General features: G+C 65.0%; 12 protein-coding genes. 3 read left to right on the top strand and 9 right to left on the bottom strand.

The features are described 5' to 3' along the window. Positions 1–302 precede the first annotated feature (302 nt). Positions 303–2930 carry an ATP-dependent chaperone ClpB gene (gene clpB, locus IIB36_19170; GenBank protein ID MCH7533863.1) on the bottom strand — a complete coding sequence of 876 codons (2628 nt, stop codon included), beginning with the start codon at positions 2928–2930 and terminating at the stop codon, positions 303–305. Positions 2931–3145: 215 nt separating this feature from the next. Here clpB and IIB36_19165 point away from each other — a divergent pair, with 215 nt between their 5' ends. Further along, entirely contained in the window at positions 3146–3508 is a 363-nt protein-coding gene (locus IIB36_19165; GenBank protein ID MCH7533862.1) for a hypothetical protein, read from the top strand. 5 nt (positions 3509–3513) lie between these two features. On the opposite strand, the gene IIB36_19160 is transcribed toward IIB36_19165, so the two are convergent. Then, positions 3514–4140, bottom strand: coding sequence for a hypothetical protein (locus tag IIB36_19160; protein ID MCH7533861.1), 627 nt, complete (start codon positions 4138–4140; stop codon positions 3514–3516). 84 nt (positions 4141–4224) lie between these two features. Between IIB36_19160 and IIB36_19155 the strand changes: the two genes are divergently transcribed. Beyond that, complete coding sequence (locus IIB36_19155) at positions 4225–4644, top strand: RidA family protein (protein MCH7533860.1); 420 nt, start codon at positions 4225–4227, stop codon at positions 4642–4644. 140 nt (positions 4645–4784) lie between these two features. Further along, positions 4785–5444: a hypothetical protein gene (locus tag IIB36_19150; protein ID MCH7533859.1), complete on the top strand. Its 660-nt coding sequence runs from the start codon at positions 4785–4787 to the stop codon at positions 5442–5444. A 22-nt stretch (positions 5445–5466) separates the two neighbouring features. Here IIB36_19150 and guaA read toward each other — a convergent pair whose 3' ends face one another. Genes guaA through IIB36_19115 form a run of 7 tightly spaced genes read right to left on the bottom strand, consistent with a single transcriptional unit; the run spans position 5467 to position 13475 of the window. Beyond that, entirely contained in the window at positions 5467–7017 is a 1551-nt protein-coding gene (guaA, locus tag IIB36_19145) for a glutamine-hydrolyzing GMP synthase (protein ID MCH7533858.1), read from the bottom strand. Then, positions 7014–8237, bottom strand: coding sequence for a diaminopimelate decarboxylase (lysA, locus tag IIB36_19140; GenBank protein MCH7533857.1), 1224 nt, complete (start codon positions 8235–8237; stop codon positions 7014–7016). Before lysA ends, guaA begins: the two co-directional genes overlap by 4 nt. A 17-nt stretch (positions 8238–8254) precedes the next feature. Beyond that, positions 8255–9715, bottom strand: coding sequence for a proline--tRNA ligase (locus IIB36_19135; protein MCH7533856.1), 1461 nt, complete (start codon positions 9713–9715; stop codon positions 8255–8257). Further along, positions 9708–10016 (bottom strand): hypothetical protein, encoded by a 309-nt coding sequence (locus IIB36_19130; GenBank protein ID MCH7533855.1) that lies wholly within the window; start codon positions 10014–10016, stop codon positions 9708–9710. Before IIB36_19130 ends, IIB36_19135 begins: the two co-directional genes overlap by 8 nt. Next, positions 10013–11296: a histidine--tRNA ligase gene (locus tag IIB36_19125; protein MCH7533854.1), complete on the bottom strand. Its 1284-nt coding sequence runs from the start codon at positions 11294–11296 to the stop codon at positions 10013–10015. Before IIB36_19125 ends, IIB36_19130 begins: the two co-directional genes overlap by 4 nt. A 2-nt stretch (positions 11297–11298) precedes the next feature. After that, on the bottom strand, positions 11299–12639 hold the full coding sequence (locus IIB36_19120; protein MCH7533853.1) for a bifunctional folylpolyglutamate synthase/dihydrofolate synthase: 1341 nt from the start codon (positions 12637–12639) through the stop codon (positions 11299–11301). After that, positions 12627–13475: an acetyl-CoA carboxylase carboxyltransferase subunit beta gene (locus IIB36_19115; protein MCH7533852.1), complete on the bottom strand. Its 849-nt coding sequence runs from the start codon at positions 13473–13475 to the stop codon at positions 12627–12629. Before IIB36_19115 ends, IIB36_19120 begins: the two co-directional genes overlap by 13 nt. Positions 13476–13573: the final 98 nt, after the last annotated feature.

Here is a 13573-nt window from a genome sequence, read left to right as displayed (position 1 = left end):
GGTACCCGGGGGTCTCGCGAGTTCAAGAGTAGGAAGGACGACGAGTCGTAGCCGTAGCGGGCACCGCCGCCGAAGGCGGTGGTCCGAGGAGGAGAGACGACCTATTGGGCCGCGACCCCCCTGCGCTCAACACCGCGAGTGACATATGATCTTCCAGGACGTGGGTTACGGTGGCACGGCCCCATCTCCGTCGTTGGAGCTCCTAGCCGTAGCGACGGCTATGCCTTCGAAGCTCCGCCTAGGACCTGGGGCCGTGGCACCGTAACGCGGCCCGCTGTACCTCTACCACGGGCTGCCCGCCTCTATTCCGCGGTTGTCGGCACGCCAACCAGAGCGTCCGGGGGCACCGCCTCAAAGTCGAGTCCGTCGCCCGTCTCGGACGTGTCGACAACGATTCGCGTTCCCTCGGCGACTTCCTCGTCGAGCAGGAAGAGCGCCAGGGGGTCTTGGATCGAGCGTTGAATCGCCCGCTTCAGCGGTCGTGCGCCAAAGACCGGGTCGTACCCCTCGCTCGCGAGGTAGCGCTTCGCGGCCGCGGAGACATCGAGAACGAAGCCCAAGTCGGCCACCAGCCTGACGACTCGATCGAGCTGCAGATCGACGATCTGGATGAGCTCCTCCAAACCGAGCGGGCGGAATACGACCACATCGTCCACGCGGTTCAGGAACTCGGGCCGGAAGTGCTGGTGGAGCCGACCCAGCACCGCAGCTTCGACGTCCTCCCAGTCCGTGTCCCCCACGACCTCCAGAATGTGCTGGCTTCCGATGTTCGACGTCATGATGATCACGACATTGCGGAAGTCGACCGTCCGCCCCTGTGCGTCGGTCAGCCGTCCGTCGTCGAGGATCTGCAGTAAGACGTTGAATACGTCCACGTGAGCCTTCTCGATCTCGTCGAAGAGCACGACGGCGTGCGGTCTGCGGCGGACAGCTTCGGTCAACTGGCCCCCTTCCTCGTAGCCTACATAGCCGGGAGGCGCGCCGATGAGACGGGCTACAGCATGCTTTTCCATGTACTCCGACATGTCGATGCGGACCATCGCGCGCTCATCATCGAAGATGAACTCGGCGAGCGCGCGTGCGGTCTCGGTCTTTCCCACACCGGTCGGTCCGAGGAAGATGAAAGAGCCGATCGGCCGGTCGGGGTCCTGGAGTCCTGCGCGGGATCGGCGCACCGCGTTCGAGACCGCGCCGATGGCCTCCACCTGCCCGATGACGCGGGCACCGAGGTGCTGCTCCAACTGCACCAGCCGCTGGCGCTCCGACTCCAGCAGTCGCGTCACCGGGATGCCTGTCCACTCCGCGACGACCCCGGCGATGTCGTCGGCATCGACCTCTTCCTTCAGGAACCGCTTGTCCTTCTGGAGCTCCGAGAGGCGTTCCGCCAGCGCTTCGACCTTGGCCTCGGCGGTCGGGATCTCCCCATAGGTGATCTCGGCGGCCCGGTTCAACTCACCTGTGCGCGTCGTGCGGTCCGCCTCCACCCGCAGCTCCTCCACACGTGTGCGCAGCTCTTGAATCTGTTGGATGACGTCTTTCTCGGCCTGCCAGCGCGCCTTCATGCCCTGGCTCTTCTCGCCCAGCTCGGCGAGTTCGGACTCGATCACACGCCGGCGCTCACGAGCGGGCCCTTCGGACTCGGCCAACAGCGCCTGCCGCTCGATCTCGAGCTGGACGATGCGCCTCTCGACCTCGTCGATCTCCTGTGGTAGCGAGTCGATCTCGATGCGCAGCCGACTCGACGCCTCATCCATGAGGTCGATCGCCTTGTCGGGCAGAAAGCGGCCTCCGATGTATCGGTCCGAAAGCTTCGCCGCGGCGATGATCGCGTCGTCGGTGATGCGGACGCCGTGATGTACCTCGTAGCGCTCCTTCAGGCCGCGTAGTATCGCGACGGTGTCCTCCACGGAAGGCGGCGCCACAAAAACCGGCTGGAAGCGACGCTCGAGCGCGGGATCCTTCTCGATGCGCTTCCGATACTCGTCGAGCGTCGTGGCACCCACCACGCGGAGGTCGCCTCTGGCGAGCGCTGGCTTCAACATGTTGCCCGCGTCCACGGCCCCTTCGGCGGCTCCCGCTCCCACGATCGTGTGCATCTCGTCGATGAAGATCACATAGCGGCCATCGGCGTTGGTGATCTCCTTGAGCACAGCCTTCATACGCTCCTCGAACTCACCGCGGTATTTGGCACCAGCGAGCATCGCAGCGATGTCGAGCTGAAGCAGCTTCTTGTTCGATAGCGAAGTCGGGACGTCACCCTCGACCATCCTTTGGGCCAGACCCTCGACGATGGCCGTCTTCCCCACTCCCGGCTCGCCGATGAGCACTGGATTGTTCTTGGTGCGTCTCGCAAGAACCTTGATAACCCTTCGGATCTCCTCGTCTCTGCCGATCACGGGATCGAGCTTGCCGCGCCGCGCGAACTCGGTGAGGTCTCGGGAATACCGGGCGAGCGCCCGATAGCTGTCCTCGGGCGTGTCGTCGGTGACGCGATGCGAACCTCGAACCGATTCGACTGCGGCGCGCACCTCGGACAGCGTCGCCCCTGCATCCCTGAGAATGCGGCCCGCGTCGTTCTTCTCGCCGGTCAGCCCCAGGAGCAGGTGTTCCGTGGAGACAAACTCGTCCTCGAGCTCGCGGGAGATGTCCTCCGCGGCATCGAGAGCCTTGCGCAGATCCCGGGAGAGGTTGGGATCCGACCCGCCCTCGACGCGAGCCATCCGGTCCAGCGCCTCCCCCGTCTGCTCCCGCACGCGTCCGACCCTGACCTCGATCTTCTGCAAGATGGGGACGACGATGCCCTCTTCCTGTGCCAGCAGGGCGTCGAGCAGATGCACGCCATGGACCTCGGCGTTGCCACGCTGCCGAGCCTCCGCCGCGGCTGTTTGCAGCGCCTCGCCGGCCTTCACTGTGAGTCGATCAGAGCTCAGCATGGTCATCTCTAGGCAAGGCGTGTTCCGGGGCCTCCACCTTGGGTACATCGGACGCCCTTGGTGTCGATACTACAACGACAGCCGGAGCGCCTCCAGACCCGGTCATGTCGGGGTTGCCATATGAACGCCACGCGGACCCCATCGACCCGATGAGGGATATCAACTCCTCAGCTCGCCCGACCGCCACGACCTAGACAAGGTGCTGGACCAGCTTGCAGACGATCCCACTTCGCACTACGCACGTCCGGACCCTTCTGTTCATCGGCCTGGCTGTGTCCCTGTCCGCATGCTGGGGCGACGCGGCAGGCTTGGACGGGAACGACATCATCGACCGCGAAGTCTTCATCGCTGCCTACGTCGATCTGCGCGCCGCTGCACTCTCTACGGACGACCGGGAGATCACAGACGAAGCGCGTGCCGAGGTATTATCTCGTCACAACACCAGCGAGGCGGACGTTCTCAACTTCGCCGAGTATCACGCGCGGGACCTCCCCTTCATGCGTGACGTCTGGGACGAGATCGAGGTCCTCCTCGAAGACCAGCGCCCGATGATGGACGACCCGGGACGCAGGTAACGCTCCTAATTCGCGCTAGTCTGGGTCCCCCCGGACCCGCTCGGGACCGAGATGCCAAGCGCTAGCGCGTTCCTCCCTCCAAGGCTCAGCCCGAACCGGACGACCCACCCCGAGGTCAGCTCCAGGTCCATGCCGACATCCAGCGAGGCATCGAGCACCACCTCATCTCCGTCGAAAGACGTGAAGTCCAGCGCGATGTGACCGCCCAAGTACGGCGAGAAGACTGCGTCGTCGCCCTCTCCGGTCCACCCGGCGACGATCCCGAGGGGAACGGACACGATGACGTCGTCCCCTATCCCCGCGCCAACGCCCGTCCACCAGAGAACGTCGATGTCCGCGCCCTCCAGGCCTCGGCTGAGCACACCGGAGAAATCGATGCCTCCGCCCAGGGCCAGGTCGCCATCGGCCCCCTCCCCAACCGACGCACGGTACCCCACGTCGACGCTTCCTCGGGAGTGTCGCCAAGTCGCCAGCACGCCAATGCCATCGCCCGGATCCGGGTTCGTGAGATAGATCGCCAAGCCGTTCGGCGAAGCGGGCCCGATCAGTGGTGGACCGTCGAACGTGACTTGGCCGGACACCGGCGCGGCGACCAATACCAGAAATGGAATCGTGACGAACAGGCGACGCACGTAGATCCTCCTTGTTGCAGTGAGCTGGACCTTCAGTCAACGTAAGCACTACGCGGTATTCCCACCTTGAACACGGAGCTGCAAATGTCGTTCCAGAGGGTCTTCAGCGGTGCGCCTTGGGAGTCGCAGGTCGGGTATTGTCGCGCTCTACGCGCGGGAGACCGGATCTTCGTGACCGGGTGCGCACCCCTCGCCGTCGATGGCGGAGTGCATGCTCCTGGGGACCCGTACGCCCAGACGGTGCGTTGCATCGAGATCATCCGCGACGCGCTCGAGGGCCTCGGCGCCGGACTCGCCAGCGTCACACGCACCCGGATGTTCGTGACGGATATCGACTGTTGGCAGGAGTTTGGACGTGCCCACGGGGAGTTCTTCGGCACCCATCCGCCGACGTCGTCGATGGTCGAAGTCAGCCGGCTCATCGAGCCGCAGATGATGATCGAGATCGAGGCCGATGCGATCGTCGTCGGGAATCTGCGGATGGACGGAGACGCCTTCGTCTAGAAGGGTGATCGGAAAAGGGGGTGGGCCGCGCGCGACCCACGCCATACGGCGTGGGTGCCCCGCGCTTGCTGCCGCAGCCCGCCGACCCCTACCTGTGAGGGGTAGCCCCCTCCCCGCATCCCGCTCGATGGAGGTCGAAGATGCGCGCTATACTACGGAATGCCCTCGTGCTGTCACTCGCGCTGTGCGCGTTCCTCTTGCCCGAGCGCGCTACCGCGCAGGACGGACCTGGCCACAACCATATCGGTCACGTCGCGGACGGCTTCCGTGGCACCCCCGACGGTATGGGCCTCCTGCCCACCGCGATGGCCGAAGCCGAAGTCGCCGCTCAGCACGCGGGGCTCGCCGCACGCGATCTGACCGACCTCGCCGGCATGAAGCGCCACGTGGGACACGTGCTCAACGCGCTCGATCCGGCACAGATGGAAAGCGGACCCGGGCTTGGGTATGGAGTGCTGCCGGCCGTCAATGGTGCCGTGCGCCACATTGAACTGGCCGCCGCCGCGGACGGCGCGTCGGATGGCGTCAAGGCGCACTCCGTCCACGTCGCGACGTCGGCCAGGAACACGGCCCAAAGAGCCGAACGCGCCATCGAGTTGGCGAAGGGGATCATGGAGGCAATGTCGGCCGCAGACGCCGCTGTGATGATGGAGGATCTGCTTGCGATAGCGGAGCAGCTCCTTACCGGGCTCGACGCGGACGGAAACGGGAGCATCGGGTGGCAAGAAGGCGAGGGCGGCCTGGAGCAGGCCCTGACGCACGTCGATCTGATGAAACGCGGCGAGGGAATCGGAAACTAGCGGCCTCTTCCAGCGCCTTGTTCTACTCCCACTCGATGGTCGCGGGGGGTTTCGAGCTGACGTCGTAGGTCACGCGGTTCACACCCCGCACTTCGTTGATGATTCTGGTGGAGATCCGTGCGAGCACCTCGTGCGGGAAGGGATACCAATCGGCGGTCATGCCATCGCGTGACGTTACGGCTCGGAGAGCGAGCACGTTCTCGTAGGTGCGGGCGTCGCCCATCACGCCGACCGCCCGGACGGGCAGCAGCACGGCGAACGCCTGCCAGATCTCGTCGTACAGCCCGGCTTCACGGATCTCTTCGAGATAGATCGCGTCGGCATCCCGCAGCAGGGACAAGCGTTCCTCGGTGATCTCTCCGATGATCCGGATCGCGAGTCCAGGCCCGGGGAACGGGTGGCGCCCGACAAAGTCGTCGGGGAGGCCGAGCTCCCGACCGACCTGCCGGACTTCGTCCTTGAAGAGTTCGCGGAGCGGTTCGATGAGCTCGAAAGGCATGTCGTCCGGCAGGCCACCGACGTTGTGATGACTCTTGATGGTTACGGAAGGCCCTCCTGCCGAAACGGACTCGATGACGTCCGGATACAAGGTGCCCTGAACGAGGAAGGTCGCGCCTGTTCCCTCGCGCGTCGCCGTAGCTTCGAAGACCTGGATGAAGCGGCTGCCAATCGCCTTTCGCTTGGCCTCGGGATCCGAGACGCCTTCGAGGTCACCAAGAAATAGCTCCCTCGCGTCTTCCACCACGAGCTTCATGTCGTAGCGGGACCGAAACATCTTCTCGACCTGGTCACGCTCGTTCTTCCGGAGTAGCCCGTGGTCGACGAAAATGCAGGTGAGTCGGTCCCCGACCGCCCGGTGGACGAGCACCGCCGCGACCGACGAGTCGACCCCACCCGAGAGCGCGCAGATGACGGTCGCGTCGCCTACCTGCTCCCGAATGCGAGCGATGGTGTCTTCGATGAAGGCACCGGCCGTCCAGGTGGGGCGGCAACCCGCGACCTCGAACAGGAAGTTGGAGAGGATCTCGTCTCCCCGGTGCGTGTGGGCGACCTCAGGGTGGAACTGCACGGCAAAGACCGGCCGGTCCGTGGCACGGAACGCAGCCACGGGGAGCGTGTCGGTCGACGCTAACGCTTCGTACCCGGGCGGTGGCTCGTCGACATGGTCCCCATGGGAGCACCAGATGGTCGTCGATTCTCCACGCTCGAACCCAGCGAATACTCCTTCGTCAACCAGCACGGTGAGCTCGGCTCGCCCGTATTCGCGACGACCATGTTCGACTTGGGCCCCCTCGAGATGGGCGATGAGATGGAAACCATAGCAGATGCCGAGCACCGGAATGCCTGAGTGCAGCAGCTCGCGGTCAATCGTGGGCACGTCGTCGTCGTAGACGGACGACGGGCCCCCGCTCAAGATCACCGCGGCTGGATTCCAGTCGCGGATCCACTCGAGCGATCGCGTGGGCGGATGAATCTCACAATAGACCCGTTCTTCCCGAATGCGGCGCGCTATGAGCTGAGTGAACTGCGATCCGAAGTCCAGGATCAGGACACGGTCGTGAACGTGGCTCATTCTTCTCCGCGGACGAGGTCGGGCAGAGTCTCCCGCTTCCGGATCAAGGTAGCCTCGTTCCCGTCGACCATCGTTTCCGCGGGCCGGAGCCGACCGTTGTAGTTCGACGCCATCGCGAAGCCGTAGGCCCCGACGGTCCGTACCGCTAGCAGGTCACCCGGCTCGGGCAAGGGCAGCTCGCGGTCGCGCGCAAGGAAATCTCCGGTCTCGCAGATCGGGCCCACGATGTCGACCGATGTAGTCGGTCCCCGGCTCTCCTCGACGTGCTCCACGGCGTGGAAGCCCCCGTAGTGACTCGGACGGATCAGCTCGCTCATGCCACCGTCCACGATGACGAAATGCTTGCCCCCACTCTTCTTCACGTACTCGACGCGGGTGAGCAAGACACCCGCATCCCCGACGATGGAGCGCCCCGGCTCGAGAACGAGTCGTAGACCTGACGACTCTACTCTCGGCACGAGTTCGGCCGCCAGCTCATCGACGTCCATCCCCGGCTCAGTGTCGTACCGGATACCGTAGCCCCCACCGATGTCCAGGAACTCCAGGTCGACGCCGGCAGCGCTCAACTCGGTGACGAGGTCGAGCACACGCTCGAGCGCACGCACGTAGGGCTCGGCATCCACGATCTGGGAACCGATGTGCATATCGATTCCCAGCGGAGCCAGGTGCGGGCGGTTCTTGGCCCAGAGGTACAGATCGAGTGTCTCGTCCCACGGAACCCCGAACTTGGTGGTCGCGGTGCCCGTGCGCGCGTACTCGTGTGCCGTGGCGGCAAAGACGTCGGGGTTCACCCGGATCGCGAACGGCGCGCGCTGCCCCACGCGGGTCGCAACCTCATCGATGCGTTCGAGCTCACCCCGGCTCTCGACGTTGAACGCGTAGATCCCGTATTCGAGCGCCGCCTCGATCTCGCCCACGGTCTTGCCCACTCCGGCGAACACGATCATCCGTCCGGGAATTCCCGCCTGCCGAGCCCGGAAGAGCTCACCGAGGCTCGTGATGTCGGCGCCACATCCCATGGCATGAAGCCGCCGTAGGATCGACAGATTGCCGTTGGCCTTCACCGAGTAGGCGAGTAGGTGCTCGACGCCCGCGAAGGCAGTCCGAAACGCACGCACTCGGTCATGGATGCGTCGGATATCGTACACGTACAACGGTGTCCCGAAGCGTTCGGCAAGCTCTCGCGCAGGGACGTCCCCACAGCGGAGCTCGCCGTCTATGCGCGCGAAAGGCTCGGTCAGTACGCTCTCGCCCAAGCCGCCTCCGTCACCGAGTCGCCCTCACCGGAGACGCACTTCCCGGGCACCGAATCGGACCGGAACTCTTCGTCGGGCAGAAGACGGATCGTGGCCTTCATGCGCTCCTTCACCGCTTCTTCCACCGCGGGGTCACCACTCCACCCCGTGAAAACGAAGCCGGCGCCACCCTCGAACGCCTCCTCCATCTCGTCCAGGCTGTTCAGGCCGCGCACGGTGTTCGCTTCTCGGCGCGCCAGCGCCGCCCGCAAGAGCTCGGTCTGGAACGACTCCAGCCGTTCGGGAAGCTCAGCGAGCGCCTGCGCCTCGGGAAGGAACGCCTTGCGCTTCTCGCCCTCGGGGATCAATCGACGCGCGAGCGCCACCTTCCCCTCGGCGAGGTCCCTGGGCCCGATCTCGAGCCGGAACGGAACACCCTTTCGTTCCCACTCGAAGTACTTGGCCCCGGGCGAGAGGTGGTCCCTCGCGTCCAGCCGCACGCGCACCCCGCTCTCCTTGAGCCGGGACACGATCTCGTCCGCCTTGTCTCGAACCGGCCCGGCATCGTCGCCACGCAGGATCGGTACGACGACGACCTGAACGGGAGCGAGCCTCGGCGGGATGACCAGCCCGTCGTCATCGCCGTGCGTCATCACGAGCCCCCCGATGAGGCGGGTCGAGACACCCCACGACGTGTTCCAGGCGAACTCCTCCTGGCCAGCCTCGGACTGAAACGTGAGCTCGAATTGCTTCGCGAAGTTCTGGCCGAGGAAGTGCGAGGTACCGGCTTGCAGCGCCTTGTTGTCCTTCATCAGGGCTTCACATGCGTAACTTCGCACCGCCCCGGCGAACTTTTCGGACTCGGACTTGAGTCCGGTCATCGGCGGCATCGCGATCCAGCTTTCCATGAATTCCCGATACAAGCCCAGGATGAGCTGTGTCTCCTCTTCGGCCTCCTGAGCGGTGGCGTGCGCCGTGTGCCCCTCCTGCCACAAGAACTCGGACGTGCGCAGGAATAGCCGAGGGCGCATCTCCCAGCGCACGACGTTCGCCCACTGGTTTATGAGCAGCGGCAGGTCGCGATAGCTCTGCACCCACTTGGCGTACATCGCGTAGACGATCGTCTCGGAGGTGGGGCGAATCACGTACGGCTCATCGAGCTCCTTGCCACCGGCTCGGGTCACTACTGCAAGTTCGGGGGCGAAGCCTTCCACGTGCTCCTTCTCGCGCTCGATGAAGCTCATTGGGATCAGGAGCGGGAAGTACGCGTTCTCGTGCCCGGTCTCCTTCAACATGGCGTCCAAGGCGCTTTGCATGTGCTCCCAGATGCCGTAGCCCCACGGCCGAATGACCATCATACCGCGCACCGGGGAGTGGTCAGCGAGCTCGGCCCTCAAGACGACTTCGTTGTACCACTTGGAGAAGTCCTCCTGCTGTGATGTCAGCTTCTTATCGTCAGCCATCGTCTTCTTCAGGACTGGGTTGGGTTTTCGCACGAGCGCCACGCTCGTCCTTTCGCATGCGCGTGATCGCGATGACACCGGGAACGACGAACAGCACCACGGACATCACCGTCCAGATAGGTCGAAAGCCGAACCCAACGGTCGGGGCGATCAACCACGCGACGGCCGCACCTCCCACGATTGCCAACACCATGGCGCCGGCGAGGATCACCCATTCGAGAGCATCGAGTCGTCGAATCGCGCGAGCAGCGACCTCGTGCGCCACCTGCGCTTCTCGCTGGATGCGCGCCTGCTCGCTCACGTGAGCTCGTCCAGCGGGATCTCGCGTTCCTCCCCTGACGCCATATCCCTCACGAGCACGCAGTCACGCGCCAGCTCGTCCGGACCAACGATCAAGACCTCTCGCGCTCCTTCCCTTGCGGCAACCTTCATCTGCTTTCCCACGCTCCGCTCGCTGAGCGGGTACGCCACGGTCCTACCGCTCTCGCGAAGACGATGCGCGAGCCGCAGAGCATCGGGCCTCTGCGCTTCCGAGATCAACACGAGGAAGTAGTCGAGAGATCGCTCCCATTCCGGTACCAGGCCGCGGTCTGAGAGCAGCTCGCCCAGAACGACGTCACCCATGCCGAACCCGACCGCGGGGAGCGCCTCTCCCCCCACGAGTTCGAGCAGCCGATCGTAGCGTCCCCCTCCACAGATTGCGCGCAGTCCACCCTTGCGATCGAAGATCTCGAAAACGATGCCGGTGTAATAAGCGAGCCCGCGCACGATCGTGAGGTCCACCTCCACGAAATCGCCGAGACCCATCGCCTCGAGCGACGCGACGTACTCGCGGATCGGCTCCAGCGCCGCGCCCACATCGTCCCGGTCCCCGAAGCGGTCCGCGAGCGCTTCGATGCCGGAATCGTCGAGGAGTCCGAGCACCCGGTCCGCTGCGGAAGGCTCCAGGCCCAGCTCGTCGGTGAGGTGAGCGCGGGACTTGTCTCTCGGTTGACGCTCGAGTTTGTCCACGAGTGCGAACGTGCCAGGGAGCTGCTCCGCCGACACTCTCAGTGCCCTCAACAGCGCGGTCAACAGCCGCCGATCGGATACCCGCGCAACGAAGTCGTCGGACGTCAGACCGAGGGCTCGCAACCCGTCGATGCCGACCGCGACCACCTCCACGTCCGCGGCGACGCCGGACTCACCGATGATGTCGATGTTCCACTGGAAGTGCTCCTTCAGGCGTCCACGCTGCTGCCGCTCGTACCTGAAGAGCTGAGGGATACTGAACCACCGGATCGGCTTGCTCATGCCGCGGCTGCGGTCCCCGAGGATCCGCGCCAAGGAGGGGGTCATTTCGGGGCGAAGCGTCACGTTGCGGTCGCCCTTGTCGACGAAGTTGTACAACTGCCCGACGATCTCCTCCCCGCTCTTCTCCACGTACAGATCGAGAGGCTCGAGCGGCGGACCGTCATACTCCACGAAGCCGTAGCGCCGGGAGGTCCGGCGCCACGCTTCGAAAATCAGAGAGCGGAGCGCGAGGTCTTCCGGAGGAAAGTCGCGAAACCCCGGAAGCCTCGAGAAGGCTGAGCTTGCCATTTCTAGAGCCCCGCCAACGGCTCGCGCCCGAGCAGTCGTAGCGCGCTGCCGACCGTGTGCACGGAGCCCGCAACGATCACAGTGCCCTGCCCGGCTTCACGGCGAGCCTGCCCGAACGCACGCGCGAAGTCGTCCTCGATCGTGACCCGCGTGATCTTCCGCACCGCGTCCCCCGCCTCCCTGGGGCTCCACCGCCGCTCCGGCGGCGCCGACGGCGGTTGCGTCAGCACCGCCGCATCGGTCCTCGAGAAGAGTGGCGGCAGCATGCTTCGCCAGTCCTTGTCACCCAGAACCCCGACCAGCGCGACTAGCGGTCGAGGCAGCTCGAGGCAATCGACGGTATCGACCAGCGAGCGAATCCCTGCGGTGTTGTGGGCCACGTCGAACAGCCAGGTCAACCCGTCGATGACCATGATCTCATCCCTGCCATGGTACTCGACCGCGCGCACACCCTCCCGAATCGCGTCCGCGTCAGGCCGTAGCTCGTCCGGTAGGTACTCGAGCACTTCGATGGCCAACGCCGCATTCGTCGCCTGGTGACGTCCTACCAGGGGCGTCTCGATCTCCAGGCGGCCCCATACGTGCGTGTGCAGGGCGAAACCCGTGTGGTCCGCCGCGACTTCCACATCTTCGACCGAGCCCGGATTAAGAGTCACAAGCGGCGCTCCGATTTCGCCCGTCACGTCCCGCAAGACCTTTAGCAGCGCGGGCTTCACCTCGGCGGTCACCAAAGGCACCCCGGGCTTCACGATTCCGGCCTTCTCCCATGCGATCTTCTCGAGCGAGTCCCCGAGATAGTCAGCATGATCCATGGCGATGTTGGTGATCGCCGCGACCTCGGGTCTGAGCACGTTCGTGGCGTCGAGCCTGCCACCGAGGCCGACCTCGATCACTCCGACGTCCACGGATGCGTGCGCGAACGCGTGGAAGCCCAGGACGGTCACCGCCTCGAAGAACGTGAGGCCGAAGCGCACTACCGCGTCCGTCACCTCTTCGGCCCGGGCAAGTATCTCGTTTTCCCCGAGCGGCTGCCCGCCGATCAAGATACGTTCGCGGAAGGAGCACAGATGAGGCGATGTGTAGCAGGCCGCGTTCAGCCCACTGGCGCTCAGGACCGCGGCGAGCGTGGAGGCCACCGACCCCTTCCCGTTCGTCCCCCCGATATGGATCGTCGGATAGGCTCGATGCGGATCGCCGAGCGACTCGAGCGCACGAATGGTGCGCTCCAGCCCCCAGTGCACACCCGTGGCAAGCGGAGGAAAGAGCCGACCGACGAGCGGATCCGCGAAGGGTCTGTCGAGACGGTCCGGCGCCCAGAGGCGCGGGCCGGCTACTCCGGCCATCCGGCGAACTGGTGTCGGAGGATGAGCGCCACGGTCTTCTTCAACTCACGGCGATCCACGATGCGATCGATCATGCCGTGCTCCAGCAGGAACTCTGAACGCTGAAAGCCCTGCGGCAGCTGCTGTTTGATCGTCTCTTCGATCACGCGCGGCCCGGCGAATCCGATGAGCGCGCCGGGTTCTGCGAGGTTCACGTCTCCGAGCATCGCATGCGACGCCGTCACACCGCCGGTCGTCGGGTTGGTCAGGATCGAAACGAAGGGGATCGAGGCTTCGTGAAGGCGCGCGAGCACCATCGACGTCTTCGCCATCTGCATGAGGGAGAGCATCCCTTCCTGCATGCGCGCTCCACCTGAAGCGCTCACGACAAGGAACGGTATGTCGCGCTCGAGCGCGACCCGGCCGGCGCGTGCGATCTTCTCTCCCACCACGGACCCCATGGAGCCGCCGATGTACGCGAAGTCCATGACCGCGAGCGCGATGTCGATCCCGTCGAGCTGGCCGGTGCCAGAGATGACCGCCTCGTGCTTGCCCTTCGCTTCAGCCGCCGCGATGCGGTCCGGATAGGTCTTCAAATCCTCGAATCCGAGGGGGTCCGCGGTGCGAAGATGCGCATCGATCTCCTCGAACGTGCCGCTGTCGACAAGAATGCTCAGATACGCCTCGGCGCCGATCTTGAGGTGGTGACTGCACGTCGGGCAGACGTTCAGGTTTTGGGCCAGCCGCTCGCGGTACAAGATTTCGCCGCAGCCTGGACACTTGTCGAAGACGTTGGCGGGAAGGTCCCGCTTGTCCTGGGCCCTGAGGGGCTTTTTGTCCTTTCGGAACCACGCCATGCGACTTCCTATCGTTCGTGGGCCACCCGGACGGCGATCGCGACGGCGACCCAGGACATCAGGAGGAACGTGCCGCCATAGCTCACGAAGGGCAGCGG

The sequence above is a fragment of the Gemmatimonadota bacterium genome (assembly GCA_022560615.1).
Classification (GTDB): domain Bacteria; phylum Gemmatimonadota; class Gemmatimonadetes; order Longimicrobiales; family Gaopeijiaceae; genus UBA1138.
The sequence above is the reverse complement of the archived record's forward strand: the minus strand, read 5'-3'. Positions and strand labels throughout refer to the sequence as shown.

Bases quoted from the DNA above. Each gene is read 5' to 3' on its own strand.
- IIB36_19125 (MCH7533854.1), bottom strand. From the start codon at position 11,296: ATGGCAAGCTCAGCCTTCTCGAGGCTTCCGGGGTTTCGCGACTTTCCT.
- IIB36_19135 (MCH7533856.1), bottom strand. From the start codon at position 9,715: ATGGCTGACGATAAGAAGCTGACATCACAGCAGGAGGACTTCTCCAAG.
- guaA (MCH7533858.1), bottom strand. From the start codon at position 7,017: ATGAGCCACGTTCACGACCGTGTCCTGATCCTGGACTTCGGATCGCAG.
- IIB36_19120 (MCH7533853.1), bottom strand. From the start codon at position 12,639: ATGGCCGGAGTAGCCGGCCCGCGCCTCTGGGCGCCGGACCGTCTCGAC.
- IIB36_19155 (MCH7533860.1), top strand. From the start codon at position 4,225: ATGTCGTTCCAGAGGGTCTTCAGCGGTGCGCCTTGGGAGTCGCAGGTC.
- IIB36_19150 (MCH7533859.1), top strand. From the start codon at position 4,785: ATGCGCGCTATACTACGGAATGCCCTCGTGCTGTCACTCGCGCTGTGC.
- IIB36_19115 (MCH7533852.1), bottom strand. From the start codon at position 13,475: ATGGCGTGGTTCCGAAAGGACAAAAAGCCCCTCAGGGCCCAGGACAAG.